Below are 15,049 nucleotides of genomic sequence, written 5' to 3'. Positions count from 1 at the left end.
GCACCGGTACGCCCGGGGACCGGGCCGGACGGCGGGGCACGGAGGACAGGTAGCCTTTCCTCGTGCCCCGTCTGTCTGAAGTCATCGCCGAGCTCGACGCCCTCTGGCCTCCAGAGCGGGCCGAGTCCTGGGATGCCGTCGGCACCGTCTGCGGTGACCCCGACGCCGAGGTCGGCCGCGTCCTCTTCGCCGTCGACCCCGTCCAGGACATCGTCGACGAGGCCATCGCCCTCGGGGCCGACCTGGTCGTCACCCACCACCCGCTCTATCTGCGCGGTACGACGACGGTCGCCGCCGGCCACTTCAAGGGCCGGGTCGTGCACGGTCTGATCAAGCACGACATCGCCCTGCACGTCGCGCACACCAACGCCGACACCGCCGACCCCGGCGTCTCCGACGCCCTCGCCGGCGCGCTCGACCTCCGCGTCACGGGCCCCCTCGTCCCCGAGAACAACCTCGGCCGGATCTGCGAGCTCGACCCGCCCGAGACCCTCGCCGCGTTCGCCGCGCGCGCCGCGAAGCGGCTGCCCGCGACCGCGCAGGGCATCCGGGTCGCCGGAGACCCCGGCATGACCGTGCGCCGCGTCGCCGTCAGCGGCGGCTCCGGCGACAGCCTCTTCGAGGCCGTGCGGGCCGCCGGCGTGGACGCCTTCCTCACCGCCGACCTGCGCCACCACCCCGTCTCCGAGGCCACCCAGCAGTCACCCCTCGGCCTGGTCGACGCCGCCCACTGGGCGACCGAATGGCCCTGGTGCGAGCAGGCCGCCGCCCAGCTCGACGCGATCTCCGACCGTCACGGCTGGGACCTCCGCGTCCACGTCTCGAAGACGGTCACCGACCCCTGGTCCTCCCACCACACCTCCCCTGGAGCCCCCAACTGAACGCCGCGCCCGCCGACCAGATCCGCCTCCTCGACGTCCAGTCGCTGGACGTCCGCCTCCAGCAGCTCGCGCACAAGCGCGGCTCGCTCCCCGAGCACGCCGAGATCGAGTCGCTGAACAAGGACCTCACCCAGCTGCGCGACCTGCTCGTCGCCGCGCAGACCGAGGAGAGCGACTGCGGCCGCGAGCAGACCAAGGCCGAGCAGGACGTCGACCAGGTCCGCCAGCGGGCCGCGCGCGACCAGCAGCGCCTGGACTCCGGCACCGTGTCCTCCCCGAAGGACCTGGAGAACCTCCAGCGCGAGATCGTCTCCCTCGCCAAGCGCCAGGGCGACCTGGAGGAGATCGTCCTCGAGGTCATGGAGCGCCGCGAGTCCGCCCAGGAGCGCCTGGCCGAGCTGACCGAGCGGGTCTCCGCCGTCCAGGCCAAGACCGACGACGCCACCGCCCGCCGCGACGCCGCCGAGGGCGAGCTGGACGCCGAGGCCGCGTCCGTGACGAAGGAGCGCCAGCTCGTCGCGGGCTCCGTCCCCGCCGACCTCCTCAAGCTGTACGAGAAGCTGCGCGAGCAGCAGGGCGGCGTCGGCGCGGCCCGGCTGTACCAGCGCAAGTGCGAGGGCTGCCACATCGAGCTCAACATCACCGAGGTGAACGAGGTCCGCGCCGCCGCCAAGGACACGGTCCTCCGCTGCGAGAACTGCCGCCGCATCCTCGTCCGCACCTCGGAGTCCGGCCTGTAATGCCGGCCACGACGCCTCCGCGCGAGCTGATCGTCGAGGCCGACGGGGGGTCCCGGGGCAATCCGGGACCCGCCGGTTACGGGGCGGTCGTCCTGGACCCCGTGACGGGCGAGACGCTCGCGGAGGCGGCCGAGTACATCGGTGTGGCGACGAACAACGTCGCCGAGTACAAGGGCCTGGTCGCGGGCCTGAAAGCCGCCCGGGCACTCTTCCCGGACGCCGACGTCCACGTCCGGATGGACTCCAAGCTGGTCGTCGAGCAGATGTCCGGCCGCTGGAAGATCAAGCACCCGGACATGAAGCCGCTCGCGGCCGAGGCGGGCCGGGTCTACCCGGCGGGCCGGGTCCGCTACGAGTGGATCCCCCGCGAACGGAACAAGCACGCGGACCGGCTCGCGAACGAGGCGATGGACGCGGGCAAGCGGGGCCGCCAGTGGGAGCCGTCGTCGTCGACGGCGGGCCTGGACGCGGTGGCCGCCCGCAACGCGGCGACCCCGCCGGCGTCGGGCCCTCCGGGCGACGCGACGGCGGGCGCGGCACGTGCGCGCGCGGCCCTGCTGGCGGGTGGGGCTACGGGGACGGGCGGGGCCGCGGGCTCGGGCGTGTCCGTAAGCGCGGGTACGGGTACGGGTGCCTGGCCCGGTTCGGTGGCGCGCCCGACGACCCCGGACGCCCTTCCGGACGACGGCCTGTTCGCCACCGAGGAGACGGCACCCCTGACGGGCGAGTCGCCCGCCGCCCCCGCGACCGGTGGTACGGCTGCCGCACCCGCGCAGGCCGGTGCCGCGCCCCGGCAGGGCTGGGCCGGGCCCGACATGGGAGCGCCCGCGACCTTCGTGCTGCTGCGGCACGGCGAGACCGCGCTCACGCCCGAGAAGCGGTTCTCGGGGAGCGGGGGGAGCGACCCCGAGCTGTCGGCGGCGGGACTGCGGCAGGCCGAGGCCGTCGCGGAGGCGCTCGCCGCGCGCGGCACCATCCAGGAGATCGTCAGCTCGCCCCTCGCCCGCTGCCGCCAGACCGCCGCCGCCGTCGCCGCCCGCCTCGGGCTCGACGTACGGATCGAGCAGGGCCTGCGCGAGACCGACTTCGGCGCGTGGGAGGGACTGACCTTCGGGGAGGCGCGCGAGCGCCACCCGGAGGACCTGGACGCCTGGCTGGCCTCGCCGAAGGCCGCGCCGACGGGCGGGGGCGAGAGCTTCGCGACCGTCGCCCGGCGGGTCGCCGCGACCCGGGACCGGCTGACGGCCGCGTACGCGGGCCGTACGGTCCTCCTCGTCACCCACGTCACGCCGATCAAGACCCTGGTCCGGCTGGCCCTCGGGGCGCCGCCGGAATCGCTGTTCCGGATGGAGCTGTCGGCGGCGTCGCTCTCGGCGGTGGCGTACTACGCGGACGGCAACGCGTCGGTACGGCTCCTCAACGACACCTCGCACCTCCGGTAGGCGCGGGCGCCGCGGCGGGAAAGGGGTGGCGCGGGGCCCCGGCCCCGTACCACCATCGGGGTCCATGACGTGGCACTTCACCGAAGACCCCGAGGTGTTCCGGGCGTCCGCGGCGCCCCTGCTGGCCGCCGAGCCGGCCCGTAACACCGGAGTCCTCACCCTCATGGCCGCGGCGGACCGCCTCGGCTGGTGGACCGAACCCGAGGACGGCAGGGTCACGGGCGTCCTCGCGGTCACGGCGCCCCGCGTGGTCGTCCTCGGCACGGTGACGACGGAGGCGGTACGGGCCCTGGCGACCCAGGAACCGGCCGCAGGGGGCGCGCCGACCGCCGTGCGGGGCGAGACCGGTCCCGTCGAGGCGTGTGCGGCGGCGTTCGCCGAGGCGTTCGGTGGGGGCTGGAGGCCCGTCGTCCGGCTGCGGCTCTTCCGGCTCGGTACGCTCACTCCGCCCGACCCCGCGCCCGCGGGACGCGCGCGCGTGGCCGGTCCGGCCGACATCCCGCTGGCCGCCGCCTGGGCGCGGGAGTTCGCCCGGGACGTCGGGGAGGACGTCGACGCCAGGGACTTCACCGCGCCGGTCACGGACCGGATCTCCGAGGGCCGCCTGCTCCTCTGGGAGACCCCCGACGGCCGCCCGGTGTCCATGGCGAGCACCTCCCGCACGATCGAGGGCCAGGCCCGCGTCCACCTCGTCCACACGCCCTCCGCCTACCGCGGACGGGGATACGCGGCGGGCATCACCACGGCGGTCAGCCGCCTCGCCCAAGGCACGGGCGCCGCCCATGTGCTGCTCTTCACGGACCTCGCCAACCCCACCAGCAACGCCCTCTACCGCCGCCTCGGCTACCGCCCGGTGACCGACCACCTGGACGCGCGGCTCACAGGTCTCACCCGCTGACGGGCCCCCCGGGGCCGCCGTGGCTCCCCGGCCCCCGCAACCCCGCCGCCTCCCGCGCCAGCGTCTCCACCCGCGCCCAGTCGCGGGCGGCGAGGGCGTCGGGCGGCAGCATCCACGTACCGCCGACGCAGCCGACGTTCGGCAGGGACAGATAGCCGGGGGCGGAGGCGCGGGAGACGCCGCCGGTCGGGCAGAAGCGGGCCCGGGGGAGCGGCCCCGCGAGGGACTTGAGGTACGGGACGCCGCCCGCCGCCTCGGCCGGGAAGAACTTCATCGACTCCACGCCCTGTTCGAGCAGGGCCACGACCTCCGAGGCCGTCGAGACGCCCGGCAGGAACGGCACGCCCGACTCCCGCATCGCGGCGAGCAGCCGCCCGGTCCAGCCGGGGCTGACCAGGAACCGGGCCCCCGCGCCGACCGCGTCGGCGACCCCGGCGGCCGAGACGACCGTCCCCACGCCGACGACCGCCTCCGGCACCTCGGCGCCGATCGCCCGGACGGCGTCGAGCGCGGCCGGTGTGCGCAGGGTGACCTCGACGAGCGGCAGCCCGCCGGCGACCAGGGCCCGGGCGAGGGGTACGGCATCGGCGGCGTCCTCGATCACCACGACCGGGACGACGGGGGTTCCGGGGACAAGGTCGAACACGCTCGTCGGCATGGGCCTCATCCTGCCCATGAAGGAACGCCCCACGCAACGATCGTTGCGCAGGGTGCAATGTGGGCCCTAGTGGATCTCGTCCACCAGCACGTCGAGCGCCCCCGGCTTCCCGCTCTCCTCCACCACGTACCCGAGGTCCCGCAGCGCCACCACCAGCTCCTCCGGCGAACCCGGCACCGCGCCCGCCTCCAGCAGACTCCGGACGATCCGGCCCTTCGTCGCCTTGTTGAAGTGGCTGACGACCTTCCGGGTCGGCGCGTACAGCACCCGTACCGTCGCCGTCCGCGCCGCCACCTCGCCCTTCGGCTTCCACGCCGACGCGTACGCCGACGAGCGCAGGTCAAGGACGAGACCGTCACCGGCGGCCTCGGGAAGCACGGAGGCCATCGCGCCCCGCCAGTGCCCGCCGAGCGCGCCGAGCCCCGGCAGCCTGACCCCCATCGAGCAGCGGTACGAGGGAATCCGGTCGGTCACCCGGACCGCGCCCCAGAGCCCCGAGAACACCAGCAGGGACCGCCCGGCCCGTCGCTTCGCCGCCGCGTCCAGGGTCGCCAGACCCAGCGCGTCGTAGAGCACGCCCGTGTAGATCTCCCCGGCGGGCCGCGCGCCCGCCGTCCGCAGCTCCACGTTCTTCGCGACCTCGCCGCGCAGGCCCTCGCTCAGTCCGAGCACCTCGCGCGCCTTCTCCTCGTCGGCCGCGCACAGCTCGACCAGCTCGTCCAGGACGGCCGCCCGCGCCTCGGCGAGCCCCGGCAGGGACAGCGACTCCGGCTTGAGCGGCGCCCCGCGCCCCGAGGAGGCCTTGCCCTCGGAGGGCGGCAACAGCACGAGCACGGTGGTTCTCCTTCGTCGGTACGGGAGGGGGTGCGGCCCCGAGGGCCCAGCGTACGAGGTACGGGGCCGGGTCCCGTACGAGCCGCGGGGCAGGCCCGGCAGGGGAGGCCGCCCCCCTCCCCACCCCCACCCCCGCCCCCTCCCCACCCTCGTCCTCGTCCCCGTACGAAATGCCGCACCTCCCCCCTCCCCATACGCTCGGTCCATGCCCCGCCGCCACATTCACGTGACCGGCGCAGCCGAGGCTCCGCTGCGGGCCGCCCTGCGCGCACTCCGTACCGAGCTAGGCGTCCCCGAGGACTTCCCGCCGGCCGTCCTCGCCGAGGCCGAGACCGTGGCCAAGAACCCCCGGCTCCCCTCGTACGACGCCACCGACCTGCCCTTCTTCACCGTGGACCCGCCCACCTCCACCGACCTCGACCAGGCCATGCACCTGGCCCGCCGGGCCGACGGCGGCTACCGCGTCCACTACGCCATCGCCGACGTCGCCGCCTTCGTCGCCCCCGGATCCGCCCTCGACACCGAGGCCCACCGGCGCGTCCTCACCCTCTACTTCCCCGACGGCAAGGTCCCCCTCCACCCCGCCGTGCTCTCCGAGGGCGCCGCCAGCCTCCTCCCCGGCGAGCCCCGCCCCGCCCTCCTGTGGCGGATCGACCTCGACGCCGAGGGCCGCCGCGTCGCCACCGACGTCCGCCGCGCCCTCGTCCGCAGCCGCGCCAGACTCGACTACGCGGGCGTGCAGCGGCGGATCGACACGGGTACGGCGGAGGAACCGGTGGCCCTCCTCCGCGAGATCGGCCGGCTCCGCGAAACCCTCGAAGCGGAACGCGGCGGGATCTCCCTCAACGTCCCCGAACAGGAGATCGTCGAGCAGGACCACACCTACTCCCTCGCCTACCGGGCCCCGCTCCCCGCCGACGGCTGGAACGCCCAGATCTCCCTGCTCACCGGCATGGCCGCCGCCGACCTCATGACCGCCGCGGGCACCGGCATCCTGCGCACCCTCCCCACCGCCCCGGACGGCGCCGTCGCCCGGCTGCGCCGCTCGGCGCAGGCCCTCGGAGTCGACTGGCCCCACCACGTCTCGTACGCCGACGTCGTCCGCGCCGCCGACCCCACCGACCCGCGCCAGGCGGCGTTCCTCCAGGAGTGCACGTCCCTCCTGCGCGGCGCCGGGTACACGGTCTTCACCGACGGCCACATCCCCACCCCCGCGATGCACGCGGCCGTCGCCGACGAGTACACGCACTGCACCGCGCCCCTGCGCCGCCTCGTCGACCGGTACGCGGGAGAGCTGTGCGTGGCGGCGGTCGCGGGCGACGAACCGCCCGAGTGGGTACGGGCCGCCCTGCTCTCCCTCCCCGAGGAGATGGCCGCCGGTTCGCGCCGTGCCAACACGGTGGAGCGGGAGAGCGTCGACATCGTCGAGGCGGCCCTGCTGCGGGAACGGGTCGGCGAGGTCTTCGACGCGTACGTCATCGACGTGAAGGAACGCGAACCGGCCGTCGGCACCGTCCACCTGGACGACCCGGCGGTCGTCGCCCGCATCGAGGGCGGTACGGCCCGGCTGCCGCTGGGCGAGTGGCTGCGGGTCAGGCTGGCGGAGGCGGACCCGGGGACGGCGAAGGTGCTGTTCGCGCCCGCGTGAGCGCCTTGAGCAGGGGCGCGCGGGTCGCCGACGGCGAGGTTCATGCGGCCCGGCGGAATCCCTGGCGCTGCGGCAAGGTCAAGCGCGTGGCCCCCGGCGGGTAGCATGGTCGGCACGGCAGACGAGCCGGGCGGACGGCCGCGTGGAGATCCTCGGATCTTCCCGAGGAACGTCCGGGCTCCACAGAGCAGGGTGGTGGCTAACGGCCACCCGGGGTGACCCGCGGGACAGTGCCACAGAAAACAGACCGCCGGGGACTTCGGTCCCCGGTAAGGGTGAAACGGTGGTGTAAGAGACCACCAGCGCCTGAGGTGACTCAGGCGGCTAGGTAAACCCCACTCGGAGCAAGGTCAAGAGGGGACACCCCGGTGTCCCTGCGCGGATGTTCGAGGGCTGCTCGCCCGAGTCCGCGGGTAGACCGCAGGAGGCCGGCGGCAACGCCGGTCCTAGATGGATGGCCGTCGCCCCGACGACCGCGAGGTCCCGGGGCACAGAACCCGGCGTACAGCCCGACTCGTCTGCCCCCACCTGGGGCTTTGCCTCGGAAAGGGTCTCTGACCTGCGTCGGAGGCCCCTTCCGCGGTCATGCTCAGGGAACTACGCCCGTGAGGGGCGGCGGACCTCGAAGTGGAAGCAGCCGTATTCGACGGCGCGGATGTGTACCAGGCAGACCGTCGGGTCGGTGAAGGCTTCCGTGAGGGCTTCGTCGAAGCCCTGTGTGGTGGCTTCCGGGATTTCCAGGAGGCGGCCTCCGGCGATCCGGCCCGCCGCGTCGTAGCGGCGGAGGGTGCGCAGCGCGCCCGCGCGGGCGAAGGGGTACGTCTCCGAGGGGGCCGGGCCGCCGCACTCCTCGGCGTGGACGAAGACCGGGCCCTGCTCGTCGTAGGCGCCCGGCTCCGCCCCCGTCTCGGTCGCCCAGCGCCGCAGCGGCGCGTACGAGACGAGTGCGATCCGCTCGCCGGGGGCCGAAAGGCGCAGGCAGCAGCGCAGTGGCGCGCCGCCCTCGGTGTCGGCGTACGGCGCACAGGGCCGGCCGGCGTCGTCGGTGACCCGCAGCTGGGCGAGGGTCGTGGGAGCGATGGGGCGGGCCGTGTAGGCGGTGGGGTGGACGGTGGCCGTCGCTTCGGTGCTCATACGGCCAGCGTCGCGTCCGCGCCGGTCCCCGCGCTGGCGTCATTCGGACGGAGCGGTCCGGGAGGCCGGCGAGGGTCGAGGCGGCGGCCATGGCGGACAGGATCTGACCTCTTTCGGTGTCAGGGTGGGCCCATGGGCGGAGGCGCCGCCTCTGGTCTCCGCCCCCTCACCCGTAACGACCGCCACGAACGGAGCACCCCGATGAGCCGTCACTTCCAGGTCACCTTCGACGCCCACGACCCGCGCGCCCTGTCCTCCTTCTGGCGAGACGCCCTCGGGTACGTCCATCCCGGACCGCCCGGGGTCGAACTGCCCGAGGGCGCCGACCCGTTGGCCGCCTGGGACGACTTCCTCGCACGGATCGGCGTACCCGAGGAGCAGCGCAACTCGAAGTCGGCCATCGAGGACCCCGAAGGGAACGGGCCGCGCGTCTTCTTCCAGCAGGTGCCGGAGGACAAGGTCGCCAAGAACCGGGTCCACCTCGACGTCCGGGCGGCTCCCGGACTGGCCGGCGAGGAGCGGATGGCGGCCCTGGAGGCCGAGTGCGAGCGGCTCGTCGCGCTGGGCGCCGCTCGGATGCGGCGGTTCGAGCCCGAGCCTCCGCTGAGCGCGGGGTTCATCGTGATGACCGACCCCGAGGGCAACGAGTTCTGCCTCGACTGACGCGGGTGGCTCCGTCGGGGCCGTGGTCAGTCGATGATCTCGATCCTCCAGAAGGGCTCGCGGTCGTCCGTACGGACGAAGACGCGCTTCGGGAGCAGCGAGCGGTCCTCGAACAGGTCACGGCCCAGGGCCAGGCCGTTCCGGTCGATCAGATACGTCCCGTCCCGGAGGTCCGCGAGCGAGGTGACCGTGGTGGCGCCGTCCGCGTCCACGCGCTGGAGGCGCCAGACGGAGGCGGGGGAGTCGTCGGGGCGTACGACCGCCGGGGCGCGGTCCGTGCCCTCCGCGACGATGGTGTCCTCCGTGCCCTTCGCGGTCAGGCGGAAGCCCTGGTCCTCCCGGGTGACCAGCCATTCCGCCGCCCTCGCCGGTTCGACGAGGAAGCCGACCACGGCTCCGTCCTCGACCCCGACCGGGGCGCCCTTCGCGTACAGCTTGACGGCCTTGCCGGCGTTCGGCATCGCTCCTCCTTGGCTGGGTGCGGGTGCGGCAGATACCCGAGCCTGCCCGGACGGCCCTGCGCGAGGGCGGTGAACACGCAGGTCATAGGCTGTGTGGCGCTGAGATGTCGTCAGGGAGGGGAAGGTTCCGCGCGTCGTGGAGCAGGATCGGGACGGTGGCAGAGGTCGTGGCGGAGATGCGAGTGGGGCTCGGGGCGGGGCCCGGGACCGGGCTCCTGACGGGGTGTCGTCCGGCGAACCGCCGGGGGTTTCGCTGAGCAAGGACGGCGGGGCGGCGGCGGGGCCGGGGGGACCGGCTGGTCCGGCTGGACCGGGGGGCTCGGCCGGATCCGCCGGGTCCGGCGGCGAGCGGTGGTGGCGGCAGCCCGGGTTCGTCATCTTCTGTCTGTTCCTGATGCCGCCGGTCGGCATCGTGCTCGCCTGGCGGACCCGGTGGTCGCCGGGCCGGAAGGTGCTCGCCACCGTGCTGTCGGGCGTCTGGTTCGTGGCCGTGGGCACCAGTGATCCGCCGGCGGACAAGCCCGCGGTCGCCGACGCGAAGCCGGCCGGGGAGTTCCCGACGGGCTTCGCGCCGTACACCCCGCCCACGCCGACCCCGACCCCCACCGTGCGGCGGGTCGTCGACGACTACTCCGGGCAGAACCTGGAGACGGCGTCGCGCGCGGCGTACGAGGCCGGGTTCCGGACGCGGTCGCACGACGCGACCGAGGACGACAAGACGCAGCTCGTGGACGGCAACTGGAAGGTCTGCTTCCAGGAGCCGGCGGCGGGGGAGACGGTGACGGCCGAAAAGGGGCGGCGGAGCAGGATCGAGTTCGCCGTGGTCGAGAAGAGCAGCCCCTGCCCCGCGCGGGACGGCGTGGCCGTGGTGTTCCCCAAGGTGCCGGACGTGGTCGGCAAGACCTTCGCCAAGGGGTCGGCGGAGCTGCGCGCGGTGGGCTTCACGGAGTTCCGGGGCGCCTCCGTGTACACGGACGTGGACCTGGCGGCCCGTCATGAGGACTGGCGGATCTGCTTCCAGGACCCGGAGGCGGGCGAGGACGTGGAGCGTCCCGCGTACGTGACCGTACGCCTCTCCCTGGCCCGCCCCGGTCTCTCCTGCCCGAGCGAGGAATACGCCCACCTGAACCCGGATCCGGACCCGGACCGCCACGGAACCGGCACCGGAAGCGGGTCCGGCAGCGGGTCCGGGAGCGGCAGTGGCAGCGGGAGCGGGAGCGGTTCGGGAGGATCCGGCGGCGGTTCGGCGTACTACAAGAACTGCGACGCCGTCCGCGCCGCCGGCAGGGCCCCGATCTACCGAGGCCAGCCCGGCTACCGCTCGGGCCTCGACCGCGACAACGACGGCAAGGCCTGCGACTGGTCCTGACCGGGCACCGGGCGCCGTCGGCGCACGCGAGCCGGTCCACGAGCGGGCCCTCGCGCCGACGCGGGAGTCGGCCGGGCCGCTGGCCCAGGTGGCCGAGTCCTTGCGTCGATAGGTGGCATCCGTGCGGCCCCGTTCCCCGGGGCGGGGCCGCACGCGGTGTACCGGTGGGGCATGACCCTTCCCGTGAAGCAGCTCAGCGACCCTGCCGTGCGCGCCTTCGTCGCCGCCCTCAACGCCGGTGACGAGGCCGCCCTCTTCGAGGCCCTCGGTCCCGGCGCGACCATGTCCGACGACGGCTCCGACCGCGATCTGCGGCAGTGGCTCGACCGCGAGGTGTTCGCCTCGCGCGGGCACATGGACGTCGAGTCGGAGGCGGACGGCGGGCTCGCGCTCGTCGCCCGCTACCGCAACGACACCTGGGGCGAGATGCGCACCGCGTGGCGGTTCGCCGTCGACGGCGGCAAGGTCACCCGCTTCGAGACCGGGCAGGCCTGACCCCGTGGCCGAAGGCCGGGCGTGGCTCCGCGCCCCCCGGCCGGCCGGGGGGCCCGACCGTGCCCCCGATCGGCCGGCAGGCCCGACCCCGTCGTCGACCGGCCGGCCCGCCCCCGCCCCCGCTGCCGCGAGCAGCACCGACCGCCGCCCCGTCAAGCATCGGCCGGCGTCCCTACCCCCGGCCGATGTACGGCATCCCCGTCGCCATCACCGTCGCGAACTGCACGTTCGCCTCCAGCGGCAGTGCCGCCATGTGCACCACCGTCGCCGCCACGTCCGCCGCGTCCATCACCGGTTCCGCCGCCAGTTGTCCGTTGGCCTGGAGGATGCCCGTCTGCATGCGGGCCGTCATCTCCGTCGCCGCGTTGCCGATGTCCAGCTGGCCGCAGGCGATCCGGTACGGGCGGCCGTCGAGCGACAGGGACTTCGTGAGGCCCGTCATCGCGTGCTTCGTCGCCGTGTACGCGATCGAGTGCGGGCGCGGGACATGCGCCGAGACCGAGCCGTTGTTGATGATCCGGCCGCCCTGCGGGTCCTGTTCCTTCATGGTCCGGAAGGCCGCCTGGGCGCAGAGGAACGCGCCCGTCAGGTTGACGTCGACGACCGCGCGCCAGGTGTCGGGGTCCAGGTCCTCGACGGGGACGCCGCCGCCCGCGAACGTACCGGCGTTGTTGAAGAGCAGGTCCACCCGGCCGTAGTGGTCCCGTACCGCCGTGAAGAGGGCCGTGACCTCCTCCGCCGACGTCACGTCCGTCGGGACGGCCAGGAAGTCCCCGGCCGGGGCGGCCGCCGCCGTCTCCTCCAACGCCGCCGCCCTGCGGCCCGCCAGGGCCACCGACCAGCCGGCCGCCGCCAGGGCCAGCGCCACGCTCCGGCCGATGCCCGATCCCGCTCCCGTCACCACTGCGATGCTCATGGGCGCGCAGCGTACGCCAGACGTGTGCCCCATGAACTCATCATTCCGACACGTGGATGTTCCGTACCCGCCCCGGGGACGTCGTCCCGTGCCCCTCGAATGACGGAGGGACAGCATCCGTCTGGGGAGGGGCACATGAACCACGTACACGACGCATCCGCGCACTCCGAGGAACTCCGCGCCGCAGCACGCCATGTCGACCGGCGCCGGTTCCTCACTGTCACCGGGGCCGCCGCCGCGCTCGCCTTCGCCACCCAGTTGCCCACGGCGGGCGCCGCGGCCGCCGCCGAGCTGGACGGCCGGCGCGTCACCGAGGACCCGTTCACCCTGGGGGTGGCGTCCGGCGACCCGCTGCCCGGCTCCGTCCTCCTCTGGACGCGGCTCGCGCCCCGCCCCTTCGAGCCCGACGGCGGACTGCCGGCCGCCCGGCTCTCCGTGCACTGGGAGCTCGCCCGCGACGAGCGCTTCACCCGGACCGTCCGGCGCGGCCGTGCCACCGCGCACCCGGAGTTCCGGCACTCCGTCCACGTCGAGGTCGAGCACCTGGACCCCGACCGCGAGTTCTTCTACCGCTTCCGCGTCGGGGACTGGACGAGCCCCGTCGGCCGCACCCGCACCGCGCCCGCCCCCTGGGCCCGCAACTCGGCCCTCAAGCTCGCCGCCGTCTCCTGCCAGGCGTACCACGACGGGTACTTCACGGCCTACCGCCACCTCGCGGACGAGGACGTCGACGTCGTCTTCCACCTCGGCGACTACCTGTACGAGTACGCCGTGAACGCCACCGGCGGCGCCCGCGCCTACACCGACCGCACCCTCCCGGCCGTCTTCAACCGCGAGACGCTCACCCTGGACGACTACCGGCTCCGCTACGCGCTCTACAAGTCCGACCCCGACCTGCGCGCCGCGCACGCCGCCCACCCCTTCGTCGTCACCTGGGACGACCACGAGACCGAGAACAACTACGCGGGCGACACCCCCGAGAACGGCGTCCCGCCGGAGGAGTTCCTGCTCCGCCGGGCCGCCGCCTACCGCGCCTACTGGGAGCACCAGCCGCTCCGCGCGCCCCAGCGGCCCGAGGGCCCCGACATGCGCCTCTACCGGCGTCTGCGCTTCGGGCAGCTCGCCCAGTTCGACATCCTCGACACCCGCCAGTACCGCTCCGACCAGGCGTACGGCGACGGCTGGCAGGTCCCGGGCCCCGAGTCCGAGGACCCCTCGCGCACCCTGACCGGCGCCGCCCAGGAGCGCTGGCTGCTCGACGGCTGGCGGCACTCGCGGGCCCGCTGGAACGTCCTGCCGCAGCAGGTCGTGTTCGCCGAGCGCCGCGACCGCTCCACCGCCGACTTCACGCTCTCCATGGACTCCTGGGACGGCTACCCGGCCTCCCGGCAGCGGGTCCTCGCGGGCGCGGAGGCGGCCGGCGTCGAGAATCTGATGGTGCTCACCGGGGACGTCCACGTCGGCTACGGCCTCGACATCAAGGCCGACTTCCGCGACCCGGCCTCGCGGACGGTCGGCACCGAGATCGTCGCCACCTCGATCACCAGCGGCAAGAACGGCTCCGACCGGCCGTCCAACTACGACCGGCTCACGCAGGCCAACCCGCACCTGAAGTTCTACAACGGGCGGCGCGGCTATGTGACGGTGGCGCTCGGCGAGGACGGCGCCCGCGCCGACTTCCGTACGGTGCCGTACGTGACGACCCCGGGCGCCCCGGTCACCACGGCCGCCTCCTTCGTCACGGAGGCGGGCGACCCGGGCCTCAAGCCCGCCTGACCGGGCCTCGCGGGGACACCTGACCGGGGCCTCGCGGGGACACGTCAGCTGGTCCTCGCTCGGCGGGACGCCCGGCGTCTCAGCCCCGCCCGGCGGCCGTCTCCTGCGGATAGCGGACGCCGACGCGGTCCCGTACCGCGTCGAGCGTCCGCATCACCGCCAGCGAGCCTTCGAGGGGGACGAGCGGGGACTCCGTCTCGCCCGCCCGCAGGCAGCGCATCACCTCGGTGGCCTCGTGCCGGAGGGAGTGCGGGTCGTTCCCCGACACGAACTCCTCCGGCTCGTGGCCGTTCCGGCGCAGGGTGAACCGCTCGGGGTAGAAGAAGCCGCGCGGGATGTCGATGCGGCCGAGCGAACCGGTCACCGAGGCCGTCAGCGGGGTGTCCGCGACGAGCGAGCAGGACAGCAGCGCCGACGCTCCCGAGTCCCAGCCGAGCAGCATCCCGGTGTTCAGGTCGACGCCCTCCGGAGAGAGGAGCGCGTGCGCGTGGACGGTGTCCGGCTCGCCCAGGAGCAGCTGCGCGAACGACACCGGGTACACGCCGAGGTCGAGCAGCGCCCCGCCGCCCACGGCCGGGTCCCGCAGCCGGTGGTCCGCGGCGAACGGGCCGGCGAGCCCGAAATCGGCCTGTACGGTCCTGACCTCGCCGATCGCCCCGTCGCGCACCAGCTCCGCGATCCGCAGGACCAGCGGGTTGCAGTACATCCACATGGCCTCCATCAGGAAGAGGCCGCGGTCCCGGGCGAGGCCGACGAGTTCGCCCGCCTCGCGCGCGTTGAGGGTGAGGGCCTTCTCGCAGAGGACGGCCTTGCCCGCCTCCAGGGCGCGGCCCGCCGCCTCCCGGTGCGCGTGGTGGGGCGTCGCCACGTAGACGACGTCGACGTCCTCGTCGCCGAAGAGCCCGGCCCAGTCCCCATACGCCCTCGGTATGCCGAACCGGTCGGCGAAGGCCTTCGCCGAGGCTTCGGTACGGGAGGCCACGGCGACGACCTCCGTGTCCTCCAGCGTCAGCAGGTCCGCCGTGAACCGCTCCGCGATGCCGCCCGTGGCGAGGATTCCCCAGCGCACCGTCTTCGTCATGTCCCCACCCATGTCCCCACCCGTCCCACAGAGGTCTCGACCTGTCCGGTCGA

15 protein-coding genes and 1 other RNA gene are annotated in these 15,049 nt (G+C 74.3%); 10 read left to right on the top strand and 6 right to left on the bottom strand.

The window, feature by feature from the left end:
• The first annotated feature begins 62 nt into the window (after positions 1-62).
• From V4Y03_RS09215 to V4Y03_RS09200, 4 genes are all read left to right on the top strand, one after another.
• Positions 63-881 (top strand): Nif3-like dinuclear metal center hexameric protein, encoded by an 819-nt coding sequence (locus tag V4Y03_RS09215; RefSeq protein WP_317878632.1) that lies wholly within the window; start codon positions 63-65, stop codon positions 879-881.
• Entirely contained in the window at positions 878-1,621 is a 744-nt protein-coding gene (locus V4Y03_RS09210) for a zinc ribbon domain-containing protein (protein WP_317878634.1), read from the top strand. The genes V4Y03_RS09215 and V4Y03_RS09210 overlap by 4 nt, the downstream gene beginning before the upstream one ends.
• On the top strand, positions 1,621-3,063 hold the full coding sequence (locus V4Y03_RS09205; protein WP_332434597.1) for a bifunctional RNase H/acid phosphatase: 1,443 nt from the start codon (positions 1,621-1,623) through the stop codon (positions 3,061-3,063). The genes V4Y03_RS09210 and V4Y03_RS09205 overlap by 1 nt, the downstream gene beginning before the upstream one ends.
• Before the next feature lie 64 nt (positions 3,064-3,127).
• Positions 3,128-3,961: a GNAT family N-acetyltransferase gene (locus tag V4Y03_RS09200; protein ID WP_332434596.1), complete on the top strand. Its 834-nt coding sequence runs from the start codon at positions 3,128-3,130 to the stop codon at positions 3,959-3,961.
• Here the strand turns inward: V4Y03_RS09200 and eda are convergent.
• Together eda and yaaA are read right to left on the bottom strand one after the other, a co-directional pair.
• Positions 3,951-4,619 carry a bifunctional 4-hydroxy-2-oxoglutarate aldolase/2-dehydro-3-deoxy-phosphogluconate aldolase gene (eda, locus tag V4Y03_RS09195; protein ID WP_332434595.1) on the bottom strand — a complete coding sequence of 223 codons (669 nt, stop codon included), beginning with the start codon at positions 4,617-4,619 and terminating at the stop codon, positions 3,951-3,953. The genes V4Y03_RS09200 and eda overlap by 11 nt on opposite strands.
• Positions 4,620-4,685: 66 nt before the next feature.
• Positions 4,686-5,453 (bottom strand): peroxide stress protein YaaA, encoded by a 768-nt coding sequence (gene yaaA / locus V4Y03_RS09190; RefSeq protein WP_332434594.1) that lies wholly within the window; start codon positions 5,451-5,453, stop codon positions 4,686-4,688.
• A 205-nt stretch (positions 5,454-5,658) separates the two neighbouring features.
• On the opposite strand from yaaA, the gene V4Y03_RS09185 reads away from it, so the two are divergent.
• Together V4Y03_RS09185 and rnpB are read left to right on the top strand one after the other, a co-directional pair.
• On the top strand, positions 5,659-7,101 hold the full coding sequence (locus V4Y03_RS09185; RefSeq protein ID WP_332434593.1) for an RNB domain-containing ribonuclease: 1,443 nt from the start codon (positions 5,659-5,661) through the stop codon (positions 7,099-7,101).
• Positions 7,102-7,223: 122 nt separating this feature from the next.
• Positions 7,224-7,622, top strand: an RNA gene (gene rnpB, locus V4Y03_RS09180) — RNase P RNA component class A.
• 76 nt (positions 7,623-7,698) lie between these two features.
• Here rnpB and V4Y03_RS09175 read toward each other — a convergent pair.
• The gene (locus V4Y03_RS09175) at positions 7,699-8,235 is read right to left on the bottom strand and encodes a DUF1203 domain-containing protein (protein ID WP_332434592.1); all 537 of its coding nucleotides are present in this window, start codon (positions 8,233-8,235) and stop codon (positions 7,699-7,701) included.
• Between the two features lie 201 nt (positions 8,236-8,436).
• Between V4Y03_RS09175 and V4Y03_RS09170 the strand changes: the two genes are divergently transcribed.
• A complete protein-coding gene (locus V4Y03_RS09170) occupies positions 8,437-8,898 on the top strand; it encodes a VOC family protein (protein ID WP_332434591.1) in 462 nt (153 codons plus the stop codon).
• A gap of 26 nt (positions 8,899-8,924) precedes the next feature.
• On the opposite strand, the gene V4Y03_RS09165 is transcribed toward V4Y03_RS09170, so the two are convergent.
• On the bottom strand, positions 8,925-9,359 hold the full coding sequence (locus V4Y03_RS09165) for a hypothetical protein (protein ID WP_332434590.1): 435 nt from the start codon (positions 9,357-9,359) through the stop codon (positions 8,925-8,927).
• 394 nt (positions 9,360-9,753) lie between these two features.
• Here V4Y03_RS09165 and V4Y03_RS09160 point away from each other — a divergent pair, with 394 nt between their 5' ends.
• Positions 9,754-10,728, top strand: coding sequence for an excalibur calcium-binding domain-containing protein (locus V4Y03_RS09160; RefSeq protein ID WP_332434589.1), 975 nt, complete (start codon positions 9,754-9,756; stop codon positions 10,726-10,728).
• 171 nt (positions 10,729-10,899) lie between these two features.
• Positions 10,900-11,223: a nuclear transport factor 2 family protein gene (locus V4Y03_RS09155; RefSeq protein WP_332434588.1), complete on the top strand. Its 324-nt coding sequence runs from the start codon at positions 10,900-10,902 to the stop codon at positions 11,221-11,223.
• Between the two features lie 172 nt (positions 11,224-11,395).
• Here the strand turns inward: V4Y03_RS09155 and V4Y03_RS09150 are convergent, their stop codons facing one another.
• Positions 11,396-12,172, bottom strand: coding sequence for an SDR family oxidoreductase (locus tag V4Y03_RS09150; RefSeq protein WP_332434587.1), 777 nt, complete (start codon positions 12,170-12,172; stop codon positions 11,396-11,398).
• A gap of 102 nt (positions 12,173-12,274) precedes the next feature.
• Here V4Y03_RS09150 and V4Y03_RS09145 point away from each other — a divergent pair, with 102 nt between their 5' ends.
• Positions 12,275-13,915 carry an alkaline phosphatase D family protein gene (locus V4Y03_RS09145; RefSeq protein ID WP_317875124.1) on the top strand — a complete coding sequence of 547 codons (1,641 nt, stop codon included), beginning with the start codon at positions 12,275-12,277 and terminating at the stop codon, positions 13,913-13,915.
• Between the two features lie 79 nt (positions 13,916-13,994).
• Here V4Y03_RS09145 and V4Y03_RS09140 read toward each other — a convergent pair whose 3' ends face one another.
• A complete protein-coding gene (locus V4Y03_RS09140; protein ID WP_332434586.1) occupies positions 13,995-14,996 on the bottom strand; it encodes a Gfo/Idh/MocA family protein in 1,002 nt (333 codons plus the stop codon).
• Positions 14,997-15,049 lie beyond the last annotated feature (53 nt).

The organism is Streptomyces sp. P9-A4 (assembly GCF_036634195.1).
Taxonomy (GTDB): domain Bacteria; phylum Actinomycetota; class Actinomycetes; order Streptomycetales; family Streptomycetaceae; genus Streptomyces.
This window is presented reverse-complemented; position numbering and strand designations above follow the sequence as displayed.

What these genes read in the sequence shown, in the direction of transcription:
- V4Y03_RS09160 (WP_332434589.1), top strand. Translation starts at nt 9,754, where the DNA reads ATGCCGCCGGTCGGCATCGTGCTCGCCTGGCGGACCCGGTGGTCGCCG.
- eda (WP_332434595.1), bottom strand. Translation starts at nt 4,619, where the DNA reads ATGCCGACGAGCGTGTTCGACCTTGTCCCCGGAACCCCCGTCGTCCCG.
- V4Y03_RS09165 (WP_332434590.1), bottom strand. Translation starts at nt 9,359, where the DNA reads ATGCCGAACGCCGGCAAGGCCGTCAAGCTGTACGCGAAGGGCGCCCCG.
- V4Y03_RS09145 (WP_317875124.1), top strand. Translation starts at nt 12,275, where the DNA reads ATGAACCACGTACACGACGCATCCGCGCACTCCGAGGAACTCCGCGCC.
- V4Y03_RS09155 (WP_332434588.1), top strand. Translation starts at nt 10,900, where the DNA reads ATGACCCTTCCCGTGAAGCAGCTCAGCGACCCTGCCGTGCGCGCCTTC.
- V4Y03_RS09150 (WP_332434587.1), bottom strand. Translation starts at nt 12,172, where the DNA reads ATGGGGCACACGTCTGGCGTACGCTGCGCGCCCATGAGCATCGCAGTG.
- V4Y03_RS09205 (WP_332434597.1), top strand. Translation starts at nt 1,621, where the DNA reads ATGCCGGCCACGACGCCTCCGCGCGAGCTGATCGTCGAGGCCGACGGG.
- V4Y03_RS09200 (WP_332434596.1), top strand. Translation starts at nt 3,128, where the DNA reads ATGACGTGGCACTTCACCGAAGACCCCGAGGTGTTCCGGGCGTCCGCG.
- V4Y03_RS09175 (WP_332434592.1), bottom strand. Translation starts at nt 8,235, where the DNA reads ATGAGCACCGAAGCGACGGCCACCGTCCACCCCACCGCCTACACGGCC.
- V4Y03_RS09170 (WP_332434591.1), top strand. Translation starts at nt 8,437, where the DNA reads ATGAGCCGTCACTTCCAGGTCACCTTCGACGCCCACGACCCGCGCGCC.
- V4Y03_RS09140 (WP_332434586.1), bottom strand. Translation starts at nt 14,996, where the DNA reads ATGACGAAGACGGTGCGCTGGGGAATCCTCGCCACGGGCGGCATCGCG.
- V4Y03_RS09185 (WP_332434593.1), top strand. Translation starts at nt 5,659, where the DNA reads ATGCCCCGCCGCCACATTCACGTGACCGGCGCAGCCGAGGCTCCGCTG.